Below are 23,475 nucleotides of genomic sequence, written 5' to 3' on the forward strand. Positions count from 1 at the left end.
GCCATGTCGATCCGCGTTCTTCTGACCACCTTGCGTCGGCACAGCCTGATGCCCTTGCTGGTGCTGCTGCAGGTGGCATTGGCCTGCGCCATCCTGAGCAATGTGCTGTTCCTCGGCTGGCTGCAGCTCCAGCCCATGCTGGCGCCCAGCGGCATGGATACCGCGAACCTGATCTTCGTCGATCACCTGGATGCTGGCACCGGCGAGTGGACGGCCGCCGAGGTACGCGCAGGAGCGGAGGCCTTGCGCGAGGTCCCAGGCGTGCGTGCGGTCAGTGCCGCCAACAGCCTGCCGATGACTTCCGGCATGATCTACGCCTATGGTGCACAGGGGCCCAGCGGAATCAAGGTTGGCGTCAACGCGTATACGGGCAACGGGTTGCTGCATACGCTGGGTATTCGGCTGGTCGCCGGCCGTGACTTTCTGCCGGACGAATACCGCAACGCTGGCGACTACAAGGGAGTGCCGGAGCCGATCATCATCACGCAGGCGTTGGCGCACAAGCTGTTCGACAAGGCCCGGGCACTGGGCCGACGAGTGGCCGACCCCGAGAACCCGACTGGTGCCGGGTACCTGGTCGTGGGCATCGTGCGTCACCTGCTGCGCAACCAGCTTGGGTTGGCGACGCGCGGTCGTGCCGACGACACCATCCTGTTGCCGGAACGCATCGCGAAAACGCCGGTGCTGCTGTATGCCGTGCGGGTCGACCCTGCCATGCGCAAAGCGGCGTTGCGTGGCGTGCGCAAAGCCATCCAGCACCAGTTTGGTGCCCGGTTGCAGACGGGTGCACAGCCGAAAGTCGCGTTCTACGACACGCGCAGCAGTCAGGCTTTCAGCGGCCGACGCGCCGCGCTGTGGTTGTTCCTCGGCGTGGCATCGACGGTGTTGGTGGTGACCCTGATAGGCATCATGGGCCTTACCGGCTTCTGGGTGCAGAAGCGTACGCGGCAGATCGGCATCCGCCGCGCGCTGGGCGCGCGGCGGGCCGACATTCTCGTGCATTTTCTCACCGAGAACGCCTTGATCGTGGGCGCCGGCATCGTGCTCGGCATGCTGCTGGCCAGCCTTGGCAACCGCTTGCTGATGCATTACTACGAGCTGCCGCAATTGCCATGGATCTGGCTGCCGGTTGGTGCGGCACTGATGCTGGCCCTGGGGCAGCTCGCTGTACTGTCGCCGGCGCTGCGCGCTTCGCGTGTGCCCCCGGTGGTGGCGACGCGGAGTGTGTGATGCGCAGATATTTTCGTATACGTAGGCTGGTAGTCATGGCAACCTTTTGGGCCCGGGATGCATCCATCCCGGCATGTGCAGGAAAATCATGAGAAGCGTACTCATCATTGACGACAACCCGGGCGTGGGCGAGGCGCTGTCGCTGCTGCTTTCGCTGCACGACATCCGCCCGCTGGTGGCGCTGAATCCCGATGAGGGCATGGCGATGCTGGCGCGCGAGCGGGTGGACGTGGTGATCCAGGACATGAATTTCACCGCGGACACCACCTCGGGCGAGGAGGGCGTGGAACTGTTCCGCGCGATTCGTGGACAGTATTCCGATCTGCCGGTGATCCTGCTGACCGCGTGGACGCACCTGGAAACCGCGGTGGAACTGGTCAAGGCCGGTGCCGCCGATTACCTGTCCAAGCCGTGGGATGACAGCAAGCTGCTGGCGACGGTGGAGAACCTGCTGGAACTGTCCGAATCCAGCCGCGAGGTGAGCCGGACCCGGCGCGAGCGTCGGCGCCGGCGCGAGGCACTGGAGGGCAAGTACGAGCTGGACAGCCTGGTGTTCGCCTCCGACGCGATGGCGCGCACGCTGGAACTGGCTTGCCAGGTGGCGCGCTCGGACGTACCGGTGTTGATCACCGGACCCAATGGCGCGGGCAAGGAGCGCATTGCGGCGATCGTGCATGCCAACTCGGCGGTGAAGAAGGGTCCGTTCGTGGCGGTGAATTGCGGCGCGTTGCCGGGCGAACTGATCGAGGCGGAATTGTTCGGCGCCGAAGCCGGTGCCTACACCGGCGCGAACAAGGCACGTGAGGGGCGTTTCGAGCTGGCCGATGGCGGCACATTGTTCCTCGACGAGATCGGTAACCTGCCGCTGCCCGGCCAGATGAAGCTGCTGCGCGTGCTGGAAACCGGCCAGTTCGAACGGCTGGGCTCCGGTCGCACACGGCAGGCCAAGGTACGCGTGCTCAGCGCCACCAATGCCGACCTCAAGGCGATGATCCGCGCCGGCAGTTTTCGCGAAGACCTGTATTACCGCCTCAACGTGATCGAGGTGAACCTGCCGTCGCTGGCCGAGCGCACGGATGACATCCTGCCGCTGGCCGAGCATTTCCTGGATGGCCGCGCCGAACTCGGTGATGTGGCGCGTGAAGCCCTGCTCAACTATCCGTGGCCGGGCAATGTGCGCGAATTGAAGAACGCGATCGAACGCGCCGCATTGCTGGCCGGCGACGGTCCCATCACTCCCGAGCTGCTCAACTTGCCGCAGCACACCGCGGTCGGTACGCGCAACCTGGACGAACCCAGTCGCGAGGCCGTGGAAGTTGCCTTGGGCAAGGCCGGCGGCGTGGTCAGTCGCGCGGCGCAATCACTCGGTTTGTCGCGGCAGGCGCTGTATCGGCGGATGGAGCGCTACGGGCTGAGCGGGCAAGGCTGACAAGCTGCCAGTCACGCCTTTCGGCAGTGGGCATCCGGGGCCGTCCCGGTGTAGAACATCACGAGCCGCGGCACGAGGAGAGCAGGTCATGCGAAATTGCCGGTTGATCATTCTTCCCCTGTTTTTGCGGATGGACGATGCGTTGGAGCAGACCGCGGCGTCGGATACCCGTGTGCAAACGCACGGGCTGATGATGGGCGCCGGCAGGGTGGATGCGAATGGTGGCCCGCCGATGGGTTGCCAGCACACCCCGGTGGACCGGCAATGCCGCTGATGCCGGTGTCACGCACAAGGCGTCGCGCATGCGCCGGCTGAATTCGCTGGAAGGTCGCCTGACCGGCCTGCTGGCACTGGCCGGCTTGTGCGGGGCGCTGCTTTACGCGGGGCTGACCGAATGGCCGTTGCCGCAGTTGCTGGCGTGGGCGCACGATGACCTGAAGCTGGACATACCCGGCCTCGCGGCGATGGGGACTTACGGCGCACTGCTTCTTTGCCTGATTCTGCTGTTGCCGCTGGCGTGGTGGCTGGCGCATGGGGTGATGGGGCCGCTGAAGCGATTGCTGCGTGCACTCGAGGGTGCGGTGGCCAGCTATCGCGATGGCGATTTCAGCTTTTCCATCGCGATGCGCCGGCGCGACGAGCTGGGCGACCTGATCCATATGCACAACGCGCTGGGCCAGACCTTGCGCGAGCAACGCCAGCATCTGGCGCAACGCGAGTTGCTGCTGGACACGGTGGTGCAGAACACGCCGGTGGCCCTGGTGTTGACCGATGCGATCGGCCGCGTGGCCTACGCCAATATCGCCGCGCGCCATCTGTTCAACGAGGGGCGCAGCCTCAACGGGCTGGACTTCGCCAATCTGCTGGCCGGTGCGCCCGAGGCATTGCGCACCGCGGTCGATGGCCACGAAGATGCATTGTTCACGGTGGACATGGACGGCAGCGAGGAAACCTTCCACCTGTCGCAGCGCGCCTTCCGCCTGCAGGGGCGGCCGCATCGGTTGCAGTTGTTCCGGCGCATGACGCGCGAGCTGTCGCGGCAGGAAGTGGCGGCATGGAAGCGGGTGATACGCGTGGTCAGCCACGAGCTCAACAATTCGCTGGCGCCGATTTCCTCGATGGCCCATTCCGGTGCCGAGTTGGCGCGCCGAGGCAATCTGGAGCGCCTGCCTGGCGTATTCGCCACCATCGGTGAGCGTGCGCGGCACCTGCATGGCTTCATCGACGGCTATGCCCGCTTTGCCAAGTTGCCGACACCACAGGTGGTGCCGGTGGCGTGGCCGGCTTTTCTCGACGGGCTGGCGCTGCATTGCCGCTTCCGTCTGGTCGGCGAGCTGCCCACGCAGCAGGGCTGGTTCGACCCGGCGCAGATCGAGCAGGTATTGATCAACCTGGTGAAGAACGCGCACGAGGCCGAGGGTGATGCCGATGAGGTGACGCTGGCGATCGGTGTGGTCAGCCGTGACGTGCGCATCGAGGTGGCCGACCGCGGCCCCGGCATGAGCCAGAACGTGCTGGCACAGGCGCTGTTGCCGTTTTATTCCACCAAACGCTCCGGTACCGGGCTGGGCCTGGCGCTGGCGCGCGAGATCGTCGAAGCCCATGGCGGTCGCATTGCCTTGGCGAACCGCGCCGAGGGTGGCCTGCGGGTAAGCCTGTTGTTGCCGCTGGCGCCGCCATAGCGCGCTTCCCCGGGCGCGTTACGTAATCACGTAACCGCCCCCGGCGCGTAGCTCGCCTATACTGCGTGCTTTCAACGGAATGTGGGGGCGGGTCATGGGAAGCTTGTTTGCGCTGGTGGTGGTCGTGGTGGTGGTGATCGTGCTGGCGAAGCTGGTGCGCATCGTGCCGCAGGGTTACGAATGGACGGTGGAGACGTTCGGTCGCTATACGGGCACGCTCTCGCCTGGGCTGCATTTCCTGATTCCGATCTATCAGGCCGTGGGCCGCAAGATGAACATGATGGAGCAGGTGCTCGACGTGCCCTCGCAGGACGTGATCACCAAGGACAACGCCGTGGTGCGTGTGGATGGCGTGGTGTTCTACCAGGTGCTGGACGCGTCCAAGGCCGCCTACGAGGTGGCCAATCTCGAGCAGGCTTCGCTGGCGCTGGTGATGACCAACATCCGCACCGTGCTCGGCTCGATGGATCTGGACGAGAGCCTGAGCAAGCGCGACGAAATCAACGCGCGGTTGCTGCGCGTGGTCGACGAGGCCACGCATCCGTGGGGCGTCAAGGTCAACCGCATCGAGATCAAGGACATTGCGCCGCCGCGCGACCTGATCGATGCCATGGCGCGGCAGATGAAGGCCGAGCGCGAGAAGCGCGCGAACATCCTGGATGCGGAGGGCTTCCGCCAGGCAGCCATCCTCAAGGCCGAGGGCGAAAAGCAGTCGGTGATCCTGTCTGCCGAAGGCGAGAAAGAGGCCGCCTTCCGCGCTGCCGAAGCACGCGAGCGTTCGGCCGAGGCCGAAGCCAAGGCCACCACCATGGTGTCCGACGCCATCGCCGGCGGCAATGTCAACGCACTGAACTACTTCGTGGCCAACAATTACGTGGAAGCGTTGAAGGTGATGGCACAGTCGCCCAACCAGAAGCTGTTGCTGCTGCCGGTGGAAGCCACCGGCGTGCTCGGTTCGCTGGCCGGTATCGCCGAGCTGGCCAAGGACGCGCTGAGCCAGCAGCCATCGCGCGGAACGCCTCCGGCGAAGCCGGCGGGAACGCGCATTCCGCCCCCGATCGGTTGACCTTCGCGCCCCGCTTCCGATGCTGGAAGCGGGGCCATTGCTTACCCACGGATATTCATCATGACCGGACATTACCTGTGGTGGATCCTGGCGTTGGTGCTGATCGCCATCGAGGTGGCCGTGCCCGGCTACTTCATGCTCTGGATCGGTATTGCCGCCGCTGTCACCGGCGCCTTGTTGTGGGCGATGCCTGACCTGTCGCTGTTGTCGCAGGCGATCGCATTCGCGTTGCTGACGTTCGCTTCCTGCGCGGTGTACGGCTTCTGGCTGCGGCCCCGGCTGCGACGCAGCCAGCCTGGTGCGGAACGCTTGAACCGGCGTGCGGAACAGATGATCGGTCGTCGCTACGTACTGGTGGAGGCGATCGTCAACGGTCGCGGCAAGGCGCAAGTGGGCGACGGCCAATGGCTGGTCAGCGGACCGGATCTGCCGATCGGCAGCGCGGTCGAAGTGCTGTCGGTCGACGGGACCACCTTGCTGGTGCGCGCTGCAGTGTGAATCGCGAGGGCAACGGGCATAGGCATGGACGTCCAAATCGGTTTTACTAGTCGCATGCCTTTCCGCCCACTCCCTCGTCCACGCATGGTCCCCACCGCCTTCGGGCCGGATCGGGGGAGCATGCCGTCATGCCCATGAACGAGCCGGTCCACGTCATATCGCCGGCTTCCGCTGCGCTCAATACCCGCATTGCGTTCCTGGTCGAGCTGGCGCGTCGGCTGCACAAGTACGGCACCTCGGCACCGCGCCTGGAGATGGCGATCTCGGGCGTGGCGCAACGGCTTGGCCTGATCGCGGAAGTGTGGTCCAGCCCCACCGCCATCATCATCTCCTTCGCCGACCAGGGGCAGGGCGAGGAAGGCCTGGCCCAGGTGACCCAGGTGGTGCGGCTGCTGCCGGGCGACGTGAATCTGGAGCGTTTGTGCCGGGCGGACGATATCGCCGACCAGGTCATCGACGGCCAGCTCGACCTGCGCGAGGGCTTTCACCAGTTGCGCGCGCTGGACTTGCCGGATACGCGGCGCGACCAGGCCAATGTGATCATCAGCTACGGGCTGTCCGCCGCCTGCATCGCCGCACTGTTCCTGCACAGTTCGTGGGTGGACATGGTGGTGGCCGGGGTGATCGGCCTGCTGATCGGCGGCATCACCATCCTTGCGTCGACCCGGCCGCGCCTGTCGGTGGCCAGTGATGCCATCAGCGCCCTGGTGGCGACGATGATCACCATCGTGGTGAGCGCGTGGATCGTCCCGCTGGCGATCAAGTCGGTGATCCTGTCCAGCCTGATCATCCTGATTCCGGGTATGTCGCTGACCACGGCGGTGCGCGAAATCTCCAGCCAGCACCTGGTATCGGGCATGGCGCGCATGGGCGGCGCCATGTCCACCCTGCTCAAGCTCGGCTTCGGCACGCTGGCGGCGAGCGAGGTATGCAACGCACTGGGCATCCATGCGCGCGACTTCGTGCTTCCGCCCTTGCCGAGCTGGACGGATTATCCGGCCTTGCTGATAGCCGCAGTCGCGTTCGCGATCCTGTTCCGTGCCGCCAGACGCGACTGGCCGGTGGTGATTCTCGCGGTGGTGGTGGGGTATTTCACCACGCGCTGGGGCGGCGAAATTGCCGGTCGCCTGCCCGCCGCGCCCTTCGGCGTATTTCTCGGTGGCCTGGTATTGAGTGCCTTGGCCAACCTGTATGCCCGTTTTGCGCATCGGCCCGGTGCCGTCATTCGCGAACCCGGCATTCTGCTGCTGGTGCCGGGCAGCGTGGGTTTTCGCAGCGTGTCCTATTTGCTGGAGCGCAGTACGAAGCTGGGCATGGATACCGGGTTGTTGCTGATTACCTTGCTTATTGCACTGGCCGCCGGCCTGATGTTCGGCGAATTGCTGGTGGCCCCCAGGCGATCCCTGTAAATAGGGGCTTCCTGAAACAAAGGCGGCCGCGATCCTTCAAGCCTGCAGGTAGCCTCGTGTCCGCCAGGAAAACGAGCCCGCCTGGCCCATTCGGCCCCTTTCCTCACCGAGGAGAGTGTTGGGGTGAGGGGGCAATCCAGCGCAACTTTTCTTTCTCCCGCCATTCATAATAAAACGCCGGCTTGAAGCCGGCGTTTTTTATGTTCGTTGGCAACGATGAATCAGATCGCCAGATCCTTTTCCTTCTTGCCAGCCTTCAGTGCATCGTTGAACCAGCGCGGGCGCTTGCCGCGGCCGGACCAGGTCTGCTCCGGATCGGCCGGATTGCGGTACTTCGGAGCCACCGTGCCGGTGCTGCGACGCTTGCCGCGAGTGCTGCCGAAAATGTCCTCGAAACTGTAGCCCTCGGCCTTGATCAGGGCATGCACCTTCTCGCGCAGCTTGACGACTTTTTCCTTGCGCAGTTCGTTCTGGCGCTGCTGCGCCTTGCCAATCAGGTCGTTGAGCTGATTGTGATTGAGATTCTTGAGATCGACGGCCATGAATGGCTCCCGTTAATGGTGGACAGTGGGATGGAGGAATGTTGGAAACGCCCGGTCCATCGGTGCGCCGATTCTTGCTCAAATAATGGCGAATTGCAAAGCGGAATTAACGGTCGGCGTCATCCCGGTGCAGAGCTTGTCAGGATTATGTGATGAGATTCCACATAATCGATCAGGGTGCGGCGTTATTACCGTGGCACGCCGTGCGAACGAAAACGGCCGCGGATAGCGGCCGTTTTCATGGAGCACGAGTCAGTATCAGTCGAGCAACTGGAACAGTTCGTCGCGGGTAATGGCGCGATTTTCTTCTGCATCGCGTGCGCGGTATTCCAGCGTGCCGGCAGCGAGTCCGCGCTCACTGACGACCACGCGATGTGGAATGCCGATCAATTCCATGTCGGCAAACATCGAGCCGGGGCGCAGGCCGCGGTCATCCAGTACGGTTTCGATGCCGCGCTCGGACAATTCCCGATACAGCGACTCGGCGGCGGCGGCGATGTCCGGATTGCGCTTCGGATTGATGATGCACACGGCCACACGCCACGGCGCCATCGCCTCCGGCCAGACGATGCCGGCCTCGTCATGGCGCTGCTCGATGGCGGCGGCGACGATGCGGCTGACGCCGACGCCGTAGCAGCCCATCAGCATGACCTGCGCCTTGCCCTGTTCGTCCAGCACCGTGGCACCCAGCGCCTGTGCGTATTTGCTGCCGAGCTGGAACACATGGCCCACCTCGATGCCGCGGGCGAATTGCAGCGTACCGTTGCCGTCCGGCGAAGGGTCGCCGGCCACCACCTGGCGAATGTCCTCGACCCGGGTGAGGCGGGCGTCGCGCGCCCAGTTGGCGCCGCTGTAGTGGGTGTCGTCGGCGTTGCCGCCACAGATGAAGTCGGCCAGCACGGCGGCGCTGCGGTCCACGATCACGGGGATCGAATCGGGTAGCCCGACCGGGCCCAGGAAGCCGGGACGCGTGCCGGTGGCGGCGAGGATTTCCTCTTCGGTGGCCAGTACGGATTCGTCCGGCAGTTCGGCCAGCTTGGCGGCTTTCACCTCGTTGATCTCGTGGTCGCCGCGCAGGCACAGTGCAACCAGTCCATCGCGCCCCTTCACCAGCAAGGTCTTGAGCACGCGATCGGGCGATGTGCCGAAGTGCGCGGTGACATCGTCCACGGTGCGCACGCGCGGCGTGTCGACCCGCTTCAGTTCGGCGGACGGAGCCGGGCGCGCCATGGCCGGTGCGAGGGCTTCGGCTTTCTCGATATTCGCCGCGTAATCGGAGCCATCGGAAAACACGATGGCGTCTTCGCCCGAGTCGGCCAGAACCTGGAATTCATGGCTGGCATTGCCGCCAATGGCGCCGGTATCCGCCTGCACGGCGCGGAACTTCAATCCGAGGCGCGTGAATATGCGCGTATAAGCCTGATACATCGCCTCGTAGGTCTCGGCCAGCGACTCCTGGGTGAGATGGAAGGAATAGGCGTCCTTCATCAGGAATTCGCGGGCGCGCATGACGCCGAAACGGGGACGGATCTCGTCGCGGAACTTGGTCTGGATCTGGTAGAAATTGACCGGCAGTTGCTTGTAGCTGTTGAGCTCGTTGCGCGCGAAGTCGGTAATCACTTCTTCGGCGGTGGGCGCATAGCAGAATGCCTGCTCCTTGCGATCATTGATCTTCAGCAATTGCGGGCCGAATTTCTGCCAGCGGCCGGTCTCTTCCCACAACTCTTTCGGCTGGATCGTGGGCATCAGCATTTCGAGTGCACCGGCACGGTTCATTTCCTCGCGCACGATGGCTTCCACCTTGCGCAGCACGCGCAGGCCCAGCGGGCTCCAGGTGTACAGGCCGGAGGCGAGCTTGCGGATCATGCCGGTGCGCAGCATCAGCTGGTGGCTGGCGATCTCGGCGTCGGCGGGGACTTCCTTGACGGTGGCCAGGTGGAATTGGCTGAGGCGCATGAGCTTGTAATCCGGCGTTTTAAAGCGCCGATTATAGCTTTCGGCGCCACCGAATTACGTCGATGGCGCAGGTATTTGCAACGAAAAAGCCCGGGGGCGGATCAGCTGGCGCAGTAACGCTGGTATTGCGCCTGGGCGTTGCTGACCTGCTGCTTGCGCTGGGCCGCGTCGATGACTTTCTGCTGCCCGTTGACTTGCATGACCACCGGTTGGTTGCCCTTGAGCGTATTCAAGTTGCTTTGCAGCGATGCGCAAAGCTTCTTGCGGTTGGCCGGCGTATCGGCCACCGGCTGCGGGGCGGCCGCAGGCGCGTTGTCCGCTGACGTTTCGGCGTTGGCTTCGTGGCTGGGCGGCGTTACCGGATCCACCGTGCCATTGACCGTGACGCGGCTGTACTTGGTCCCTGTCGCCGGCGGCGTCTGGGAGTAATGCACCGTGCCGTGGGCGTCGGTCCACTTGAAGACCTGGGCGCATGCCAGCGGCGCGATCAACAGCAAGGCTACAGCGAGGGACAGGCGACGCATGGCATTCTCCAAAAGTGGCAAATCGGTCCATTCCGGGCGCTTGGCGCCTGGAAAGTCTTCCGACGGCACGAAACGGTGTCGCGGGGCTGGTCACCCACCTGCTTGCGCGGAGCGGCTCCCGTGGTGTTCCCGGACCCTGTCTAGTTAACAACCGGGCCGCTCCGGACTCAAGCGGCGAATGGTTTACACTGCGCGCATTCCGTCACGGATTGATTCATGAGCGACGATACGCCCGTCCGGCGGCCGCGACACCGCGGCATCTATCTGCTGCCGAACCTGTTTACCACCGCGGCCATGTTCGCCGGTTTCTACGCGATCGTGGCCAGCATTGGCGGTCGCTTCAGCGAAGCCGCCACCGCGGTGTTCGTGGCCGCGCTGCTGGATGGCCTGGATGGCCGCGTGGCACGGCTCACCGGCACGCAAACCGAATTCGGCGTGCAGTACGACTCGTTGTCCGACCTGGTCAGTTTCGGCCTGGCGCCAGCCCTGGTGATGTACAACTGGGCGTTGGCCGGGTTGCGCGACTATGGCCCGCTGTGGGGCAAGGTGGGCTGGGCGGCTGCCTTCATCTACGCTGCCTGCGGCGCGCTGCGGCTGGCCCGCTTCAACACCCAGGTAAGCGTGATCGACAAGCGTTATTTCCAGGGGTTGGCCAGTCCGGCGGCAGCGGCGGTGTGCATGTCATTTGTGTGGAGCATGGACAAGTCGGGCATCAGCGGCGACGACCTGTGCTTCGTGATGCCGTTCTTCGCGGCCATCGTTGGTTTGCTGATGGTCAGCCGATTTCGTTACTACAGCTTCAAGTCGCTGCCGGTGGGCGGCCATGTGCCGTTTGCGTGGATCGTGGTGACCGTGCTGCTGTTGGTGTTGCTGTTCCTGGATCCCCCGCACGTGCTGTTGGCGGTGTTCTCCGTCTACCTGTTGTCCGGCCCCGCCGTGACCCTGTGGGGCGTGGCCGCGCGGCGACGCCTGCATCATCGGGGCGCCGCGTGAACGTCGTGGCCACCACGCCGGCGCATCGGGTGCGCGTACTGCATGCCCTGGGCATCACGCCGTGGCGTCTTCGTGGCGTGGCGGCGCCAGTGCCGGATATCGCCATGACGGAGGCCGCGGCAATGTCGTCCTCGATGGCGACTGACTGCGTGGTCGTCGTGCCGGCCAGATGCACAGCGCGCGAGCTGGATTTGCTCGGCCGCGCCTTTTGCACCTTCGGACCGAAACTGGCCCGGGCGGCACGCATCGAGGTCGGCACCGACGCGACGCGAATCCCCCATGCGCGGGCTTATCTGGTGCTTGGCGAAGCGCAGGCGCATGCGCTGGGCCGTGATTTGCCCGCCGAAGTGATGCACCAGGCCCATATCGTGCTGGCGGACACGCCGGCGGAAGTGTTGGCAGGCGGTGCTGGCAAGCGCCGCTTGTGGATTGCGCTGCGCAACCTGCGCCGCGCGCTGGCGGCAGCGGGGAACTGACCCGTGGTCGCGGTGGCGCACCCGGCGACGGAAATGCGGCTGATGCGCCGCGAAGACCTGCCGACCATCAACGCCATGGAAGCGGCGTCCTACGAATTTCCCTGGACCCCCGGCATCTTCGCCGACTGCTTGCGCGCGGGACATCCGTGCTGGGTGCTGTGCGTGGATGGCGCGATTGCCGGCTATGGCGTGCTGTCGATCGGCGCCGACGAGGCACACGTGCTGAACATCTGCATTGGTCCGGACTGGCGTGGCCGGGGGCTGGGTCGCCATCTGTTGCGCCGCCTGCTCGACATCGCCCGCTGGAACGGCGCGCACCAGGTATTCCTGGAAGTGCGCCCATCCAACCCGGTAGCGCATGCCTTGTACGTGTCGTTCGGATTCCACGAGATCGGCCGGCGCCCGCGCTATTACCCGGCGAAGGATGGCCGTGAAGAAGCGATCGTGATGACGATGGAACTGACTCGCCCGGGCCCGTTGCCGGTGATGTAGGGCGCCCATGCCGGGCGACCCCACGGGGATGACGCGCAAAATCAGACCATCCTTACGTCGACAGCTTGCCTGCCTGCTCGCGCAAGGCGGCCAACTGGGTGTTCCAGTCGGTGATGCGCTGGCGCTCCTGCGCCACCACCTCGGCGGGCGCGTTGGCGACGAAATTGGCGTTGCCGAGCTTGCCTTCGCACTTCTTGATCTCGACTTCGATGCGGGTGATTTCCTTGGCCAGCCGTGCTTTCTCGGCGCCAAGGTCGATCAGCCCGGCCAGCGGAATCAGCACGCGTAGCGAACCGACCACCGCCGCGGCCGTGGCCGGTTCGTCGGCGCCGGTTTCGATCCACCGGGGTGTTTCCACGCGCGCCAGGAAGGCAATTTGCGCGGCGAACTTGGTGGCGCGGGTGCGGTCCGCGGCATCGCCGTCGGCCAGCAGCAAGGGGATGACCTTGCCTGGTGCGATATTCATTTCCGAGCGAATCTTGCGAATGCCCGACAACACCGCCTTGAACCACTCGATTTCGGCACTGGCGGCGGCATCGCTCGCGAAATCCGCGGGGCGCGGGTAGGGGCGCGCATACACGTTGATTTCGACCAGGCCGAGCCGCGGCGCCACATCCTGGTAGATCTCCTCGGTGATGAAAGGAATCACCGGGTGCAGCGCGCGCAGCACGGCTTCGAGCACTACCAGTAGCGTGTGCCGCGTGGATGCCGCGGCCTCGGTGTCATCGCCGTTCAATGCCGGCTTGGCGAGTTCGAGGAACCAGTCGCAGTACTCGTTCCAGACGAATTCGTACAGCGCCTGTGCCAGATGGTCGAAGCGGTACGAAACGAAATGCTGCTCTACCTCTGCCAGTGTCTGCGACAAGCGCGTCAGAATCCACCGCTCGGCCTCGGTCGCCGGCTTGCTCCCTTCTCCCGTGGGGAGAGGGGATGAAACATTCATCAGCACGAAGCGCGCCGCATTCCACAATTTGTTGCAGAACGCCTTGTAGCCCTCGGCGCGCTTGATGTCGAAATTGATCGTGCGGCTGTAGCTGGCCAGTGCGGCGAAGGTGAAGCGCAGCGCGTCGGTGCCAATCGCCGGGATGCCGTCGGGGTAGTCCTTGCGGATGCGCTTTTCGACCTTGGCACGCACCTGCGGAATCAGCAGCGACCTGGTGGATTTGGCTACCAGCGGTTCCAGCGCGATGCCGTCGATCAGGTCCAGCGGGTCCAGCGTGTTGCCCTTGGACTTGGACATCTTCTGGCCTTCCGCATCACGCACGATGGCGTTGATGTAGACCTCGCGGAACGGGATCCGGCCGGTGAAGTACTTGGTCGCCATCACCATCCGCGCGACCCAGAAGAAGATGATGTCGAAGCCGGTGACCAGCACCGCGCTGGGCAGGAAGATCTTGTCGTGCTGCCAGTCGGCAACCACGTTGCCGTGAGCATCCTTCACCGGACCATCAAGCGGCCAGCCCAGCGTGGAGAACGGCCACAACGCGGAGGAGAACCAGGTGTCGAGCACGTCGTCGTCCTGGCGCAGCGCGCCGACCGGCTCGCTGGTGGCGTTGGCGCGCGCATCGGCCTCGTCCTCGCCCACGAAGATGTTGCCGGCCTCGTCGTACCACGCCGGAATCCGATGACCCCACCACAGCTGGCGGCTGATGCACCAGTCCTGGATGTTGTCCAGCCACTGCGTGTACGTGTTGGCCCAGTTTTCCGGCACGAACCTGATCTCGCCCGAACGCACCGCATCCAGCGCCGGCTCGGTGATTTCCTTGCGGCCCTTGTCCGAGGTCAGGTCGACGAACCACTGATCGGTCAGCATCGGCTCGATCACCGCATCCGAACGCTGGCTCACCGGCACCTGCAGTTTGTGCGGCTTGGTTTCGACCAGCAGACCGAGCGCTTCGAGGTCGGCCAGTACCTGCTTGCGCGCGTCGTAACGATCGAGGCCCCGGTACTTCGCCGGCGCGTTGTCATTGACCTTCGCGTCCAGCGTGAAAATGGTGATCGGCGGCAACTTGTGACGCTGGCCGATGGCGTAGTCGTTGAAGTCGTGCGCCGGGGTGATCTTCACGCAGCCGGTGCCGAAATCCTTGTCCACGTAGTCGTCGGCGATCACCGGGATCTCGCGGTCCGAGAGCGGGAGCTTCAGCGTCTTGCCGACCAGGTGGGCGTAGCGTTCGTCTTCCGGGTGTACGGCCACGGCGACGTCGCCGAGCATGGTTTCCGGACGCGTGGTGGCGACCACCAGGCTCTCGTTGCTGTCCGCGACCGGGTAGCGGATCGACCACATGTGGCCGTCGCGCTCGACGTTGTTCACTTCGAGGTCGGACACGGCCGTGCCCAGCGCCGGGTCCCAGTTCACCAGCCGGTTGCCGCGATAGATCAGGCCTGCGCGATACCAGTCGATGAACACCTTGCGCACCGCGGCGGACAGGCCTTCATCCATGGTGAAGCGTTCGCGCGACCAGTCGGCCGCGGCGCCGATGCGGCGCATCTGGTTCGTGATGGTGGAGCCGGACTCCTCCTTCCATTTCCACACGCGTTCGACGAAGGCGTCGCGACCGAGGTCGTGGCGGGTCTTTTCCTCGACCGCCAGCTGGTTCTCCACGATCTTCTGCGTGGCGATGCCGGCGTGGTCGGTACCCACCTGCCACAGCGTGTTCATGCCGCGCATGTGCTGGTAGCGCACCAGCATGTCCATCACCGTCTGCTGGAACGCATGCCCCATGTGCAGCGTGCCGGTGACGTTCGGCGGCGGCAGCAGGATGCAATACGGCTCGCCCTGGCCCGACGGCTTGAACACGCCGCTGGCTTCCCAGCGTGCGTACCAGGTGGATTCGATCTGGGCGGGTTCGAAGCTCTTTTCCATCAGGGACTCGCGATGGCACGCCCGGACGGGCGCGCTGGTGTGGACGGTAAAGCGGCCATTGTACGGGCCGGGGGCAGGGGCTGCCAAAGGCGGTCCCCGTTCGCGTTGAGCGTAGCCCGCGCAGCGGGCGGAGTCGAAACGCCCGGCCAGAGAGCGCCGCCGAAGACGCACAATCACGGCCAAGTCACCTGATTGCCCTTGCGCCGCCCGATGCCCGTGCTGTCATGCCCGTAACGACTGGTGCGAGAATAGCCGGATGAATCTGCTAGCCATCGAAACCGCCACCGAATCCTGTTCCGTTGCCCTGGTGCATGGGGACATGGTGATCGAGCGCAGCGAGATTGCCCCGCGCAAGCACGCCGAGCGGGTGCTGCCGATGGCCGACGAGCTGCTGGCCGAGGCCGGTTTGGGCCGACATGCGCTGGATGGCATCGCCGTGGGCCGCGGTCCCGGCGCGTTCACCGGTGTCCGGCTGGCGGTGTCGCTGGCGCAAGGCATGGCGCTGGCGCTGGATCTGCCGGTGGTCACCGTGTCCTCGCTGGCGGCGCTGGCGCTGGAAGCGCCCGACGATGATGCCGCGATTCTCGCGGTGATCGACGCGCGCATGGGCGAGCTTTACGCGGCCAGCTACCGGCGCGACGAAAATGGGGGTCTGGTTCCTCTCGATGAAGAACGGGTGTGCACGGCCGAAGCCTTGGTGCTGCCCGCTGCCTCGGCATGGCACATCGTGGGCAGCGGCTGGACCACCTACGCCGATAGCTTGCGCGATTGCCTCACCGGCGAGCTGCGTTCAGCCGAAGGTGGTTGTTATCCGCAAGCTCGCCATGTCGCCGAGCTGGCCGTGCGCGAATTCCGCGCTGGTCGTGCGCAGGATGCCCAGCACGCGCTGCCGGTCTATCTGCGCGACAAGGTGGCGTTGACGCTGGCGGAGCAGGGCAAGCCACAGCCGTAAGTCCATTGAACGGGATCTCCGGGCCCGACCTGCTGGCCAAGCCCGGAAATGGGTGTCTCTCTGCTCGCCGGGGCCACGTGTCGCGACCTCGGGCGAATGCGTCAGAGCTGCCCGATGACCAACTGCACCAGCAGGCTGCTTACCGAAACCGCTGCCCACACGCCCAAGCCGAGCAGGATTGGCTTCGCGCCGCTGGCGATCATCCGGCGCAGGTTGGCGGACAGGCCGATGGCGGTGAGCGCCACGATGATCATGAACTCCGCCAGGAAGTGGATTGTCGGCTGGATGGCGACGGGGATCCAGCCGGCCGTGCGCACGGCCGAGGCCACCAGGAACCACAGGATGAACCAGGGGAAGATACGGCGCAGGCTGAACTGGGTGGCGCCGCCGTTCTGCTTCGACGCGCGCTTTTCGCGCCAGGCCACGGCGAAGGCCAGGATCAGGCAGACCGGGATGATCAGCGTGGCGCGGGTCAGCTTGACGATGGTGGCGTAGTCGCCCGCCGCGTGGCTGTAGCTGTAGCCGGCCGCCACTACCGACGAGGTGTCGTTGATCGCGGTACCGGCCCACAGGCCGAAGCCCAGGTCGCTCAGGTGCAGCAGGTGGCCAAGCAGCGGGAACAGCAGCACCGCCACCACGTTGAACAGGAAGATGGTGGAAATGGCGAAAGCAGTGTCGTGGTCGTCCGGGCGGATGATCGGCGTCACCGCGGCGATCGCCGAGCCGCCGCAGATTGCGGTGCCCACGCCGATCAGGATCTGCAGCTTGCCGTGCACCTTCAGCATGCGCCCCAGCATCAGCGCGCTGACGAAGGCGACGGTCATCGTCACCAGGGTCACCGACAGCGACTCCAGACCGGTCTTCGCCACCTGGGTCAGGCTGAGGCCGAAGCCCAGCGCGATGATCGACCATTGCAGGATCTGCTTGCCGCCGAACTGGATGCCCGGCGTGAACTGCGCGCCGGGCGAAAGCAGGTTGCGCACGGCAATACCCAACACGATGCCGAACACCGGACCGCCGATCACCGGCACCAGTCGACCCAGCCACAGGGCGAGCAGCGCAATGCCGATGGCCAGCAGCAGGCCGGGTGCGCGGGTGCGCAGGGTGGGGTGGGTAGCGGTGGCGATCGAGGTGGTGCTCATGGGGACGGCACGTGGTGGTGGGGTGGCGTTATTGTCCCCGCTGCCGGTTATTAGGAAAACTTGGAATATCTAATGCGGCGTATAAAATAAGCTGATGATCAACATCAGCCCGCGCCAACTCGAAGTGTTCGTGCAGATTGCCTTGCACGGCAGCGTGCGTGCCGCCGCCGAGCAGCTTTACCTCACCCAGCCGGCCGCCAGCATGGCGCTGGCCGAGATGGAGCGGCAGCTCGACGCGCCGGTGTTCGCACGCGAACGCGGCCGCCTGCGATTGAATGCTCGCGGCCGTGAATTGCTGCCGCTGGCGCAGGAACTGCTGGAGCGCTATGCCGAGTTCGGCCGCCTGGGGTCCGGTGGCACGCAGACCCTGGTGGGCGAATTGCGCATTGGCGCCAGCAATACGGTGGGCAACTATCGCGTGGGCGAGCTGCTGGGCACGTTCGTGCGTAGCCACCCGCAGGTGGCCGTGCGCTTGCGCGTGGCCAATACCGACGCGATCACCGCGGCCATGCTCGATCACAGCCTGGACGTGGGCTGTGTCGAGGGGCCGGTGGCGCATCCGTTGCTGGAGTCGCGGCCATGGCGGGACGACTCGCTGGTGGTTTGCGCGCCGCCCGACCACCCGCTGGCGCGCAAGCGCCATCTCAAGCCGGCGGATTTTGCCGGCGCACGCTGGGTATTGCGCGAACCCGGGTCGGCCACGCGGGCGACCAGCGAACGCGTGCTGGCGCAATTGCCGGCGGGCGAAACCGTGCTGGAGCTGGACCAGATCGAGGCGATCAAGCAGGCCGTCGCCGCCGGGTTGGGCATTTCCTGCCTGCCCGAAGTGGCGGTGGCCGACGCAGTGGCTACCGGCCGCCTGAAGGCGCTGAAGACGCCCTTCCTCGACCTCACGCGCAAGCTCTCGTTGCTGCTGCACCGGGAAAAATACCGCGGGGCGGTGCTGGAGGCGTTCCTGGACGCGTCCGACGCCTGAGATTCGCGACCTCGGGGTACCCGGCGTTATCACCGGGACAGTTGCCCGATGACCGGCACTGCGTCGCGCACCATCCACGGGAGATCACGGGTGCATCTCCTGTGCGCGGCGCGCTTCGACGTGTGGCGCACGCAAAAGCATCGCCCACAGGGTGGGCTCCAGGGAAGTGTGGGGGTTCGGTGAGCCGGGGCGCGATCAGGCTCGGCTGGGTGCGAAGCCCGGGTCCAGGTGCGTCAGCAGGGTTTCCACGTCCTCGTGGGTGTGCGCGCGCAACAGGCTGGGCGCGCGATGGCGCAGCGCGGCGTGGTCGAGCGCGGCAATCCGATCGCGCACGTGCAGCAACTGCCCCGGATGCATGCTGAATTCGGCCAGGCCCAGCGCCAGGAGCAGGGCGGTGAAACGGGTGTCGCCGCCGATCTCGCCGCACAGGCTGACCGGCTTGCCAGCGCGCCGGCCGCTGGCGATCACGTAGGCGATAAGGCGCAGCAGGGCCGGTTGCAGCGGGTTGTAGATGTTTTCCAGCGCATCATTGCCGCGATCGGCGGCGAGCACGTACTGGGCCAGGTCGTTGGTGCCGATGGCGAGGAAGTCGGCGTGATCCAGCAGTGCGCGCACGTTGAGTGCAGCGGCGGGGACTTCGATCATCGCGCCCAGCGGCAACTTCTCCGGCAGGTCAACGTTCTCGCGCTTCAAGTCGGCGCGCGCCAGCTTGAACAGCGTGCGCACCGCGATCAGCTCGTCCGGCTGGGTGACCATCGGCACCAGCACGCGCAGCGGGCCATAGCAGGCAGCGCGCAGGATGGCGCGGATCTGCGTGGTGAACACCGCGGGATAGCGCAACGACAGCCGCACGCCGCGCACGCCGAGCGCGGGGTTGTCCTCGCCGCGCAGGGCCAGCCCCGCGGCATCGGCCTTGTCGGCGCCCAGGTCCAGCGTGCGGATGGTCACCGGCAAACCGCCCATGCCCAGCACCAGGTCGCGGTAGGCGATGAACTGCTCGTCCTCGGAGGGCAGGCCCTTGTGGCGCAGGAACAGGAATTCGGTGCGGTACAGGCCCACGCCGTCGGCGCCGCGCGAACGGGCCAGCGCCACGTCGGCTACCGACTCGGCGTTGCCCAGCAGGCGGACGTCGATGCCGTCGCGGGTACGCGTGGGGGCATTGGCGAGAGTGGCCAGGCGACGGCCTTCCAGTGCTGATTCGCGCTGCCAGGCGCGATAGCGCGCCAGGTCCTGCGCAGTGGGATGCACGATCGCGTCGCCGCGCTCGGCGTCGAGCAGGATCAGGTCGTCGTCGTGGATGTTCGCCAGCGCGTCGCGCGTGCCCACCAGCATCGGCAGGCCGAGGCTGCGCGCCAGGATGGCGCTGTGCGAGTAGGGACTGCCGGAACTGGCGACCACGCCGAGCAGGCCGTTGCCGGCCAGGTGCGCCATGTCGGCCGGGGCGATGGTATCGGCGATCAGGATCTCGCCCACGCGTGCGGCCAGCTTGCGTTCCTCGACGCTGGTCTGGCGCTGCAGGGCGGAGATCACCCGCGCGATGACCTGGTCGATGTCTTCCTTGCGGCTGCGCAGGTAGGGATCGTCCATGGCCTCGAATACCGCGGCGAGCTTGTCGCGCTGTTTCTTCAAGGCGGCACCGGGCCGGTAATGGCCAACCTTCACCAGGTCGTCCAGGCCGCGCAGCAGTTCGGGGTCATCCAGCAGCAGGCTGTGCGCGTCGATGAATTCGTTGACCTCGCGTGCCAGCGCGCCATGCAGCTTGCCGCGCAGTTCGCGCAGTTCCTGCCGGGCGGTATCCAGCGCCAGATGCAGCCGGGTCAGTTCGCTCTCGATCTCGTCGTCGGCCAGCGGGCGGGTGTCGACCGCATAGCGGCTGGGCTGCACCAGTCGGGCGCGGCCCAATGTCATGCCCCTGGCGGCGATGGTGCCGGGAAGGATATGTCTCATCGCGGTGCCCCAGCAGGGCGTGCAAGCGAGGCGTGGGCCCGCGAAAGGGGCAACGGCAAACGAACGCGGCTCGGCGTGCATCGCCGCGCGAGGCCTGGGTGGCTGCCCGATGTCCGATGTCCGATGCCCACGCGAATCATGCTCCTTCGTCGAACTTGCGCTCGAACAATGCGATGACCGCGTCCAGCGCGGTGTCTTCGTCCGGCCCTTCGGTGCGCACCGTCAGTGGCGTGCCGAGGCCGGCGGCCAGCATCATCACGCCCATGATGCTTTGCGCATTCACTTCGCGACCCTTGCTGATCAGCCATACGGTGGACTTGAAGCCCTGTACCAGTTGCACCAGCTTGGCCGATGCGCGTGCATGCAGGCCGAGCTTGTTGGAAACCACGATTTCTTTCTCAAGCATGATGGACGTCAGGCATGGTCGATGAAAATTCCCCCGCGGCCACCGGCGGCCGCGATCTCGGCCAGTTCGTCCAGTGGTTTTTCCGCATAGTTGAGTACACGCAGCAGCATGGGCAGGTTGAGTCCGGAGACACATCGTAGCCGCACGCCGAGCGAGCCGAGCGACAGGCCGATATTGCATGGTGTGGCACCGTACAGGTCGGCCAACACCAGCACGCCGCCGCCCTCGTCCAGCTCGCGGGCGTGGTGCGCGGTGAGCGTGCGCATGACGTCAGGATCGGCCTGCGCCGGCACTTCCACCGCGGCCACTTTCAACGGCAGCTTCGGCAGCACGTGGCGGGCGGCGGAGATCAGCGCCTGGCCGACCGCCTCGTGCGTCATCAGGAGGATGCCGACGCTCATGGCTGCGTGGCTTTCCGATGGATCGGCAGGTTCATTCAAGTTCCCGGTGGAAGGTCAGCACGCCTTCGCGGCTGGCGCGAAAATGCGCGGCGAGTTGTTCGACCAGGTACACCGAGCGGTGACGGCCGCCGGTGCAGCCAACCGAGATGGTGACGTAACTGCGGTCGTCCTGCTCGAAGCGGGGCAGCCACGCATCCAGCCAGCGCGCCGTGTCGGTCAGGTATTCGCCAACCACCGGTCGTGCTTCAAGGAAATCGCGGATCGGACCGTCCTTGCCGGACAGCGGGCGCAGCTTCGGATCCCAGTGCGGGTTGGGCAGGCAGCGGGCATCGAAGACGAAGTCGGAATCCAGCGGCAGGCCACGCTTGAAGGCGAATGACTGGAACATCAGGGTCAGTCCTTCGGTGGTCTGTGCGTAGCCGGTGGCGATCAATCGGCGCAACTGGTGCACGTTGAGGTCGCTGGAATCGATCACCTTTTCGGCGATCGCCATCAGCGGACGCAGCAGCCGGCGCTCCTCGACGATGGCGTCGGCCAGCGACACGCCGCGTTGCGCCAGCGGGTGGCGGCGGCGGGTTTCCGAATAGCGCTTGATCAGCACCGCGTCGTTGCAGTCGATGAACACGAGGTGCACCTGCACCCCCTTGCCGGCCAGTTCGGACAGCACCAGCGGCATGTGCCGGAAATCCTCGCTGCGGTTGCGCACGTCCACGCCCACGGCAATGCGCCGGCGCTTGATGCTGCTGCGCATGGTGGCGTCGACCAGCTGCGGCAGCAGCGTCGAGGGCAGGTTGTCGACGCAGTAGAACTCCAGGTCCTCCAGCGCGCGCAAAGCCACCGTCTTGCCGCCACCGGACATGCCGGTGAGCACGATCAGGTGCACGGCATCGGGGTCGTTCACTACGGGGGATTCGGACGGGTCACGTTCGTTCATGCGGTCACCATGGGGGGAGGCGGCGCATCTGGTGCGCCTGGCGGTCGATGAAGGTCTGGGCAGGGTCGATGCCCTTGCTCTTGAGCATGTGGCTGCGTACGGCGGCTTCCACCAGTACGGACAGATTGCGGCCCGGTGCCACTGGCAAGGTGATCATCGGCACCGGTACCTCGAAGATGTCGCGATGGCCGGTATCGCCGGTGATGCGGGTCAGCGCGTCTTCCACTTCGCCGTCACGCCAGGGCTTGAGGTGGATGATCAGGCGCAGGTACTTGGATGGCTTGACGGCAGTGTGGCCGAACATCTCCAGCACGTTGAGCACGCCCAGCCCGCGTACTTCCAGCAGATCCTGCAGCAGCTCCGGGCAGGTGCCATCGATCACGTCGGGAGCGATCAGGGTGAACTCGGGTGCGTCGTCGGCGACCAGGCGATGGCCGCGGCTGATCAGTTCCAGCGCCAGCTCGCTCTTGCCCGAACCGGCTTCGCCGGTGATCAGCACGCCGATGGAAAACACTTCCAGGAACACGCCGTGCAGCGTGATGCGCGGTGCCAGCATGCGCGCCAGGTGGTATTGCAACCAGGTCAGCAGTTCGTGGCCGCGCTTGGAGCTGTTCCACAACGGCGTGCCGGTTTCCTCGGCGATATCGCGCAGGTCGGAAGGCACCGGCTGGTCGTGGGTAACGATCAGTGCCACCGGTTCGCTGGCGGCGATCTTGTGCATCGCTTTCCAGCGCTGGCGCGAATCCAGCGCATCGAGGTATTTCAGCTCCTCGCTGCCGATGATCTGCACCTTGTTCGGATAGATGACGTTGAGGTAACCGATCAGCGATGGTCGCCGGGTCTGCGTGGCGCCGGGATCGAGCGCACGCGATTCGCCGCGCATGCCGGAGATCCAGCGCAGCGCCATGCGCTCGTGGACACCATCGTAGAGTTGTCGGGCAGTAAGCCGGTCCAAGCTGGATTCCTTGACGTGAAGGCCCGTCCGGGCCATCGCGACAGGCATTGTGCCAGTTTGGCGGTAGGGGCGTGTTCAGGGAGTGTGGTGATGGCGCGTTCCGCGCGCGGTCGCATGCGTGCCGCCGCCTTTGGCGACGGAGGTTTCGCCCACCTGCCGGTGGCCGAGTCACTTTCTCTCGCTTGCCCGAGAGAAAGTAACCCAAGAGAGGGGCACCCTGCGTTCGCGCCCACCGGCTCTGCGAGCCGGCGGGTCCGCGCCCGGCTACGGGGGTTCGCCGACAGGGCTCCTGCCCTGGCGTCGAACTGGCCGGCATCCATGCCGACCACCCTGCGGGCCTGATCCTCCGCCGCGCGCCGCTTCTCGAAGGGTTGGAAGAGCCGCGCACCGCAGCGTCGAATTCAATCACGCGAGCTTGCCCTTCCTAGCCCTCGGTTATCGGTGACGGCGCGGTGTGGCCGCGCGTGTAACAGGAAGAGCCACCTCTATTCCAAAAAGCCTCGACCGATCAGGCTTGTAGGGTCGGCGGGTCCCACAGGCCCTTTCTCTGGGTTACGTCTCTTTGGGCCAGCAAAGAGAGGTAACTCGGGCGCCGGCAGGCG

At 65.6% G+C, this 23,475-nt stretch carries 21 protein-coding genes; 11 read left to right on the forward strand and 10 right to left on the reverse strand.

The features are described from left to right. Window positions 1–3 precede the first annotated feature (3 nt). The 6 genes from BMY90_RS05445 to BMY90_RS05470 all read left to right on the forward strand — a co-directional run bounded on the left by BMY90_RS05445 (window position 4) and on the right by BMY90_RS05470 (window position 7,314). A complete protein-coding gene (locus tag BMY90_RS05445; RefSeq protein ID WP_092702275.1) occupies window positions 4–1,230 on the forward strand; it encodes an ABC transporter permease in 1,227 nt (408 codons plus the stop codon). Window positions 1,231–1,318: 88 nt separating this feature from the next. After that, on the forward strand, window positions 1,319–2,659 hold the full coding sequence (locus BMY90_RS05450; protein ID WP_008216010.1) for a sigma-54-dependent transcriptional regulator: 1,341 nt from the start codon (window positions 1,319–1,321) through the stop codon (window positions 2,657–2,659). 302 nt (window positions 2,660–2,961) lie between these two features. Next, window positions 2,962–4,341 (forward strand): sensor histidine kinase, encoded by a 1,380-nt coding sequence (locus tag BMY90_RS05455; RefSeq protein WP_092702277.1) that lies wholly within the window; start codon window positions 2,962–2,964, stop codon window positions 4,339–4,341. A gap of 94 nt (window positions 4,342–4,435) precedes the next feature. Then, a complete protein-coding gene (locus tag BMY90_RS05460; RefSeq protein WP_008216005.1) occupies window positions 4,436–5,407 on the forward strand; it encodes an SPFH domain-containing protein in 972 nt (323 codons plus the stop codon). A gap of 60 nt (window positions 5,408–5,467) precedes the next feature. Beyond that, window positions 5,468–5,905, forward strand: a complete 438-nt coding sequence (locus BMY90_RS05465; protein ID WP_008216004.1) for an NfeD family protein — start codon at window positions 5,468–5,470, stop codon at window positions 5,903–5,905. 128 nt (window positions 5,906–6,033) lie between these two features. Further along, window positions 6,034–7,314 carry a threonine/serine exporter family protein gene (locus BMY90_RS05470; RefSeq protein WP_092702279.1) on the forward strand — a complete coding sequence of 427 codons (1,281 nt, stop codon included), beginning with the start codon at window positions 6,034–6,036 and terminating at the stop codon, window positions 7,312–7,314. A gap of 221 nt (window positions 7,315–7,535) precedes the next feature. Here the strand turns inward: BMY90_RS05470 and BMY90_RS05475 are convergent, their stop codons facing one another. The 3 genes from BMY90_RS05475 to BMY90_RS05485 all read right to left on the reverse strand — a co-directional run bounded on the left by BMY90_RS05475 (window position 7,536) and on the right by BMY90_RS05485 (window position 10,336). After that, window positions 7,536–7,856: an H-NS histone family protein gene (locus BMY90_RS05475; RefSeq protein ID WP_008216001.1), complete on the reverse strand. Its 321-nt coding sequence runs from the start codon at window positions 7,854–7,856 to the stop codon at window positions 7,536–7,538. Between the two features lie 258 nt (window positions 7,857–8,114). Then, window positions 8,115–9,812 carry a proline--tRNA ligase gene (locus tag BMY90_RS05480; protein ID WP_092702281.1) on the reverse strand — a complete coding sequence of 566 codons (1,698 nt, stop codon included), beginning with the start codon at window positions 9,810–9,812 and terminating at the stop codon, window positions 8,115–8,117. Between the two features lie 101 nt (window positions 9,813–9,913). Continuing rightward, window positions 9,914–10,336 (reverse strand): DUF4124 domain-containing protein, encoded by a 423-nt coding sequence (locus BMY90_RS05485; RefSeq protein WP_008215997.1) that lies wholly within the window; start codon window positions 10,334–10,336, stop codon window positions 9,914–9,916. A gap of 216 nt (window positions 10,337–10,552) precedes the next feature. On the opposite strand from BMY90_RS05485, the gene pssA reads away from it, so the two are divergent. The 3 genes from pssA to rimI are packed head-to-tail and all read left to right on the forward strand — an operon-like array spanning window position 10,553 to window position 12,297. Continuing rightward, a complete protein-coding gene (gene pssA, locus BMY90_RS05490) occupies window positions 10,553–11,329 on the forward strand; it encodes a CDP-diacylglycerol--serine O-phosphatidyltransferase (protein ID WP_092702282.1) in 777 nt (258 codons plus the stop codon). After that, the gene (locus tag BMY90_RS05495) at window positions 11,326–11,805 is read left to right on the forward strand and encodes a hypothetical protein (protein ID WP_092702284.1); all 480 of its coding nucleotides are present in this window, start codon (window positions 11,326–11,328) and stop codon (window positions 11,803–11,805) included. Before pssA ends, BMY90_RS05495 begins: the two co-directional genes overlap by 4 nt. A 42-nt stretch (window positions 11,806–11,847) precedes the next feature. After that, a complete protein-coding gene (gene rimI, locus BMY90_RS05500) occupies window positions 11,848–12,297 on the forward strand; it encodes a ribosomal protein S18-alanine N-acetyltransferase (RefSeq protein ID WP_425438646.1) in 450 nt (149 codons plus the stop codon). A gap of 52 nt (window positions 12,298–12,349) precedes the next feature. Here the strand turns inward: rimI and BMY90_RS05505 are convergent, their stop codons facing one another. Next, window positions 12,350–15,160 carry a valine--tRNA ligase gene (locus tag BMY90_RS05505; protein WP_092702288.1) on the reverse strand — a complete coding sequence of 937 codons (2,811 nt, stop codon included), beginning with the start codon at window positions 15,158–15,160 and terminating at the stop codon, window positions 12,350–12,352. Between the two features lie 256 nt (window positions 15,161–15,416). Between BMY90_RS05505 and tsaB the strand changes: the two genes are divergently transcribed. Next, a complete protein-coding gene (tsaB, locus tag BMY90_RS05510) occupies window positions 15,417–16,112 on the forward strand; it encodes a tRNA (adenosine(37)-N6)-threonylcarbamoyltransferase complex dimerization subunit type 1 TsaB (protein ID WP_092702290.1) in 696 nt (231 codons plus the stop codon). A gap of 101 nt (window positions 16,113–16,213) precedes the next feature. Here the strand turns inward: tsaB and BMY90_RS05515 are convergent, their stop codons facing one another. Continuing rightward, window positions 16,214–17,254 (reverse strand): YeiH family protein, encoded by a 1,041-nt coding sequence (locus BMY90_RS05515; RefSeq protein WP_008215984.1) that lies wholly within the window; start codon window positions 17,252–17,254, stop codon window positions 16,214–16,216. Window positions 17,255–17,348: 94 nt separating this feature from the next. Here BMY90_RS05515 and BMY90_RS05520 point away from each other — a divergent pair, with 94 nt between their 5' ends. Continuing rightward, window positions 17,349–18,230 carry a LysR substrate-binding domain-containing protein gene (locus BMY90_RS05520; protein WP_008215983.1) on the forward strand — a complete coding sequence of 294 codons (882 nt, stop codon included), beginning with the start codon at window positions 17,349–17,351 and terminating at the stop codon, window positions 18,228–18,230. Window positions 18,231–18,425: 195 nt separating this feature from the next. Here BMY90_RS05520 and ptsP read toward each other — a convergent pair whose 3' ends face one another. From ptsP to hprK, 5 genes are all read right to left on the reverse strand, one after another. Then, entirely contained in the window at window positions 18,426–20,177 is a 1,752-nt protein-coding gene (ptsP, locus tag BMY90_RS05525) for a phosphoenolpyruvate--protein phosphotransferase (protein WP_092702292.1), read from the reverse strand. 136 nt (window positions 20,178–20,313) lie between these two features. Beyond that, window positions 20,314–20,583, reverse strand: a complete 270-nt coding sequence (locus BMY90_RS05530; protein ID WP_008215978.1) for an HPr family phosphocarrier protein — start codon at window positions 20,581–20,583, stop codon at window positions 20,314–20,316. 8 nt (window positions 20,584–20,591) lie between these two features. Continuing rightward, the gene (locus tag BMY90_RS05535) at window positions 20,592–20,984 is read right to left on the reverse strand and encodes a PTS sugar transporter subunit IIA (protein ID WP_008215975.1); all 393 of its coding nucleotides are present in this window, start codon (window positions 20,982–20,984) and stop codon (window positions 20,592–20,594) included. 31 nt (window positions 20,985–21,015) lie between these two features. Continuing rightward, window positions 21,016–21,918: an RNase adapter RapZ gene (gene rapZ, locus BMY90_RS05540; RefSeq protein ID WP_092702294.1), complete on the reverse strand. Its 903-nt coding sequence runs from the start codon at window positions 21,916–21,918 to the stop codon at window positions 21,016–21,018. Between the two features lie 4 nt (window positions 21,919–21,922). Further along, window positions 21,923–22,873, reverse strand: coding sequence for an HPr(Ser) kinase/phosphatase (gene hprK / locus BMY90_RS05545; protein WP_037102163.1), 951 nt, complete (start codon window positions 22,871–22,873; stop codon window positions 21,923–21,925). Window positions 22,874–23,475 lie beyond the last annotated feature (602 nt).

Source organism: Rhodanobacter glycinis (assembly GCF_900114325.1).
Taxonomy (GTDB): domain Bacteria; phylum Pseudomonadota; class Gammaproteobacteria; order Xanthomonadales; family Rhodanobacteraceae; genus Rhodanobacter_A; species Rhodanobacter_A glycinis.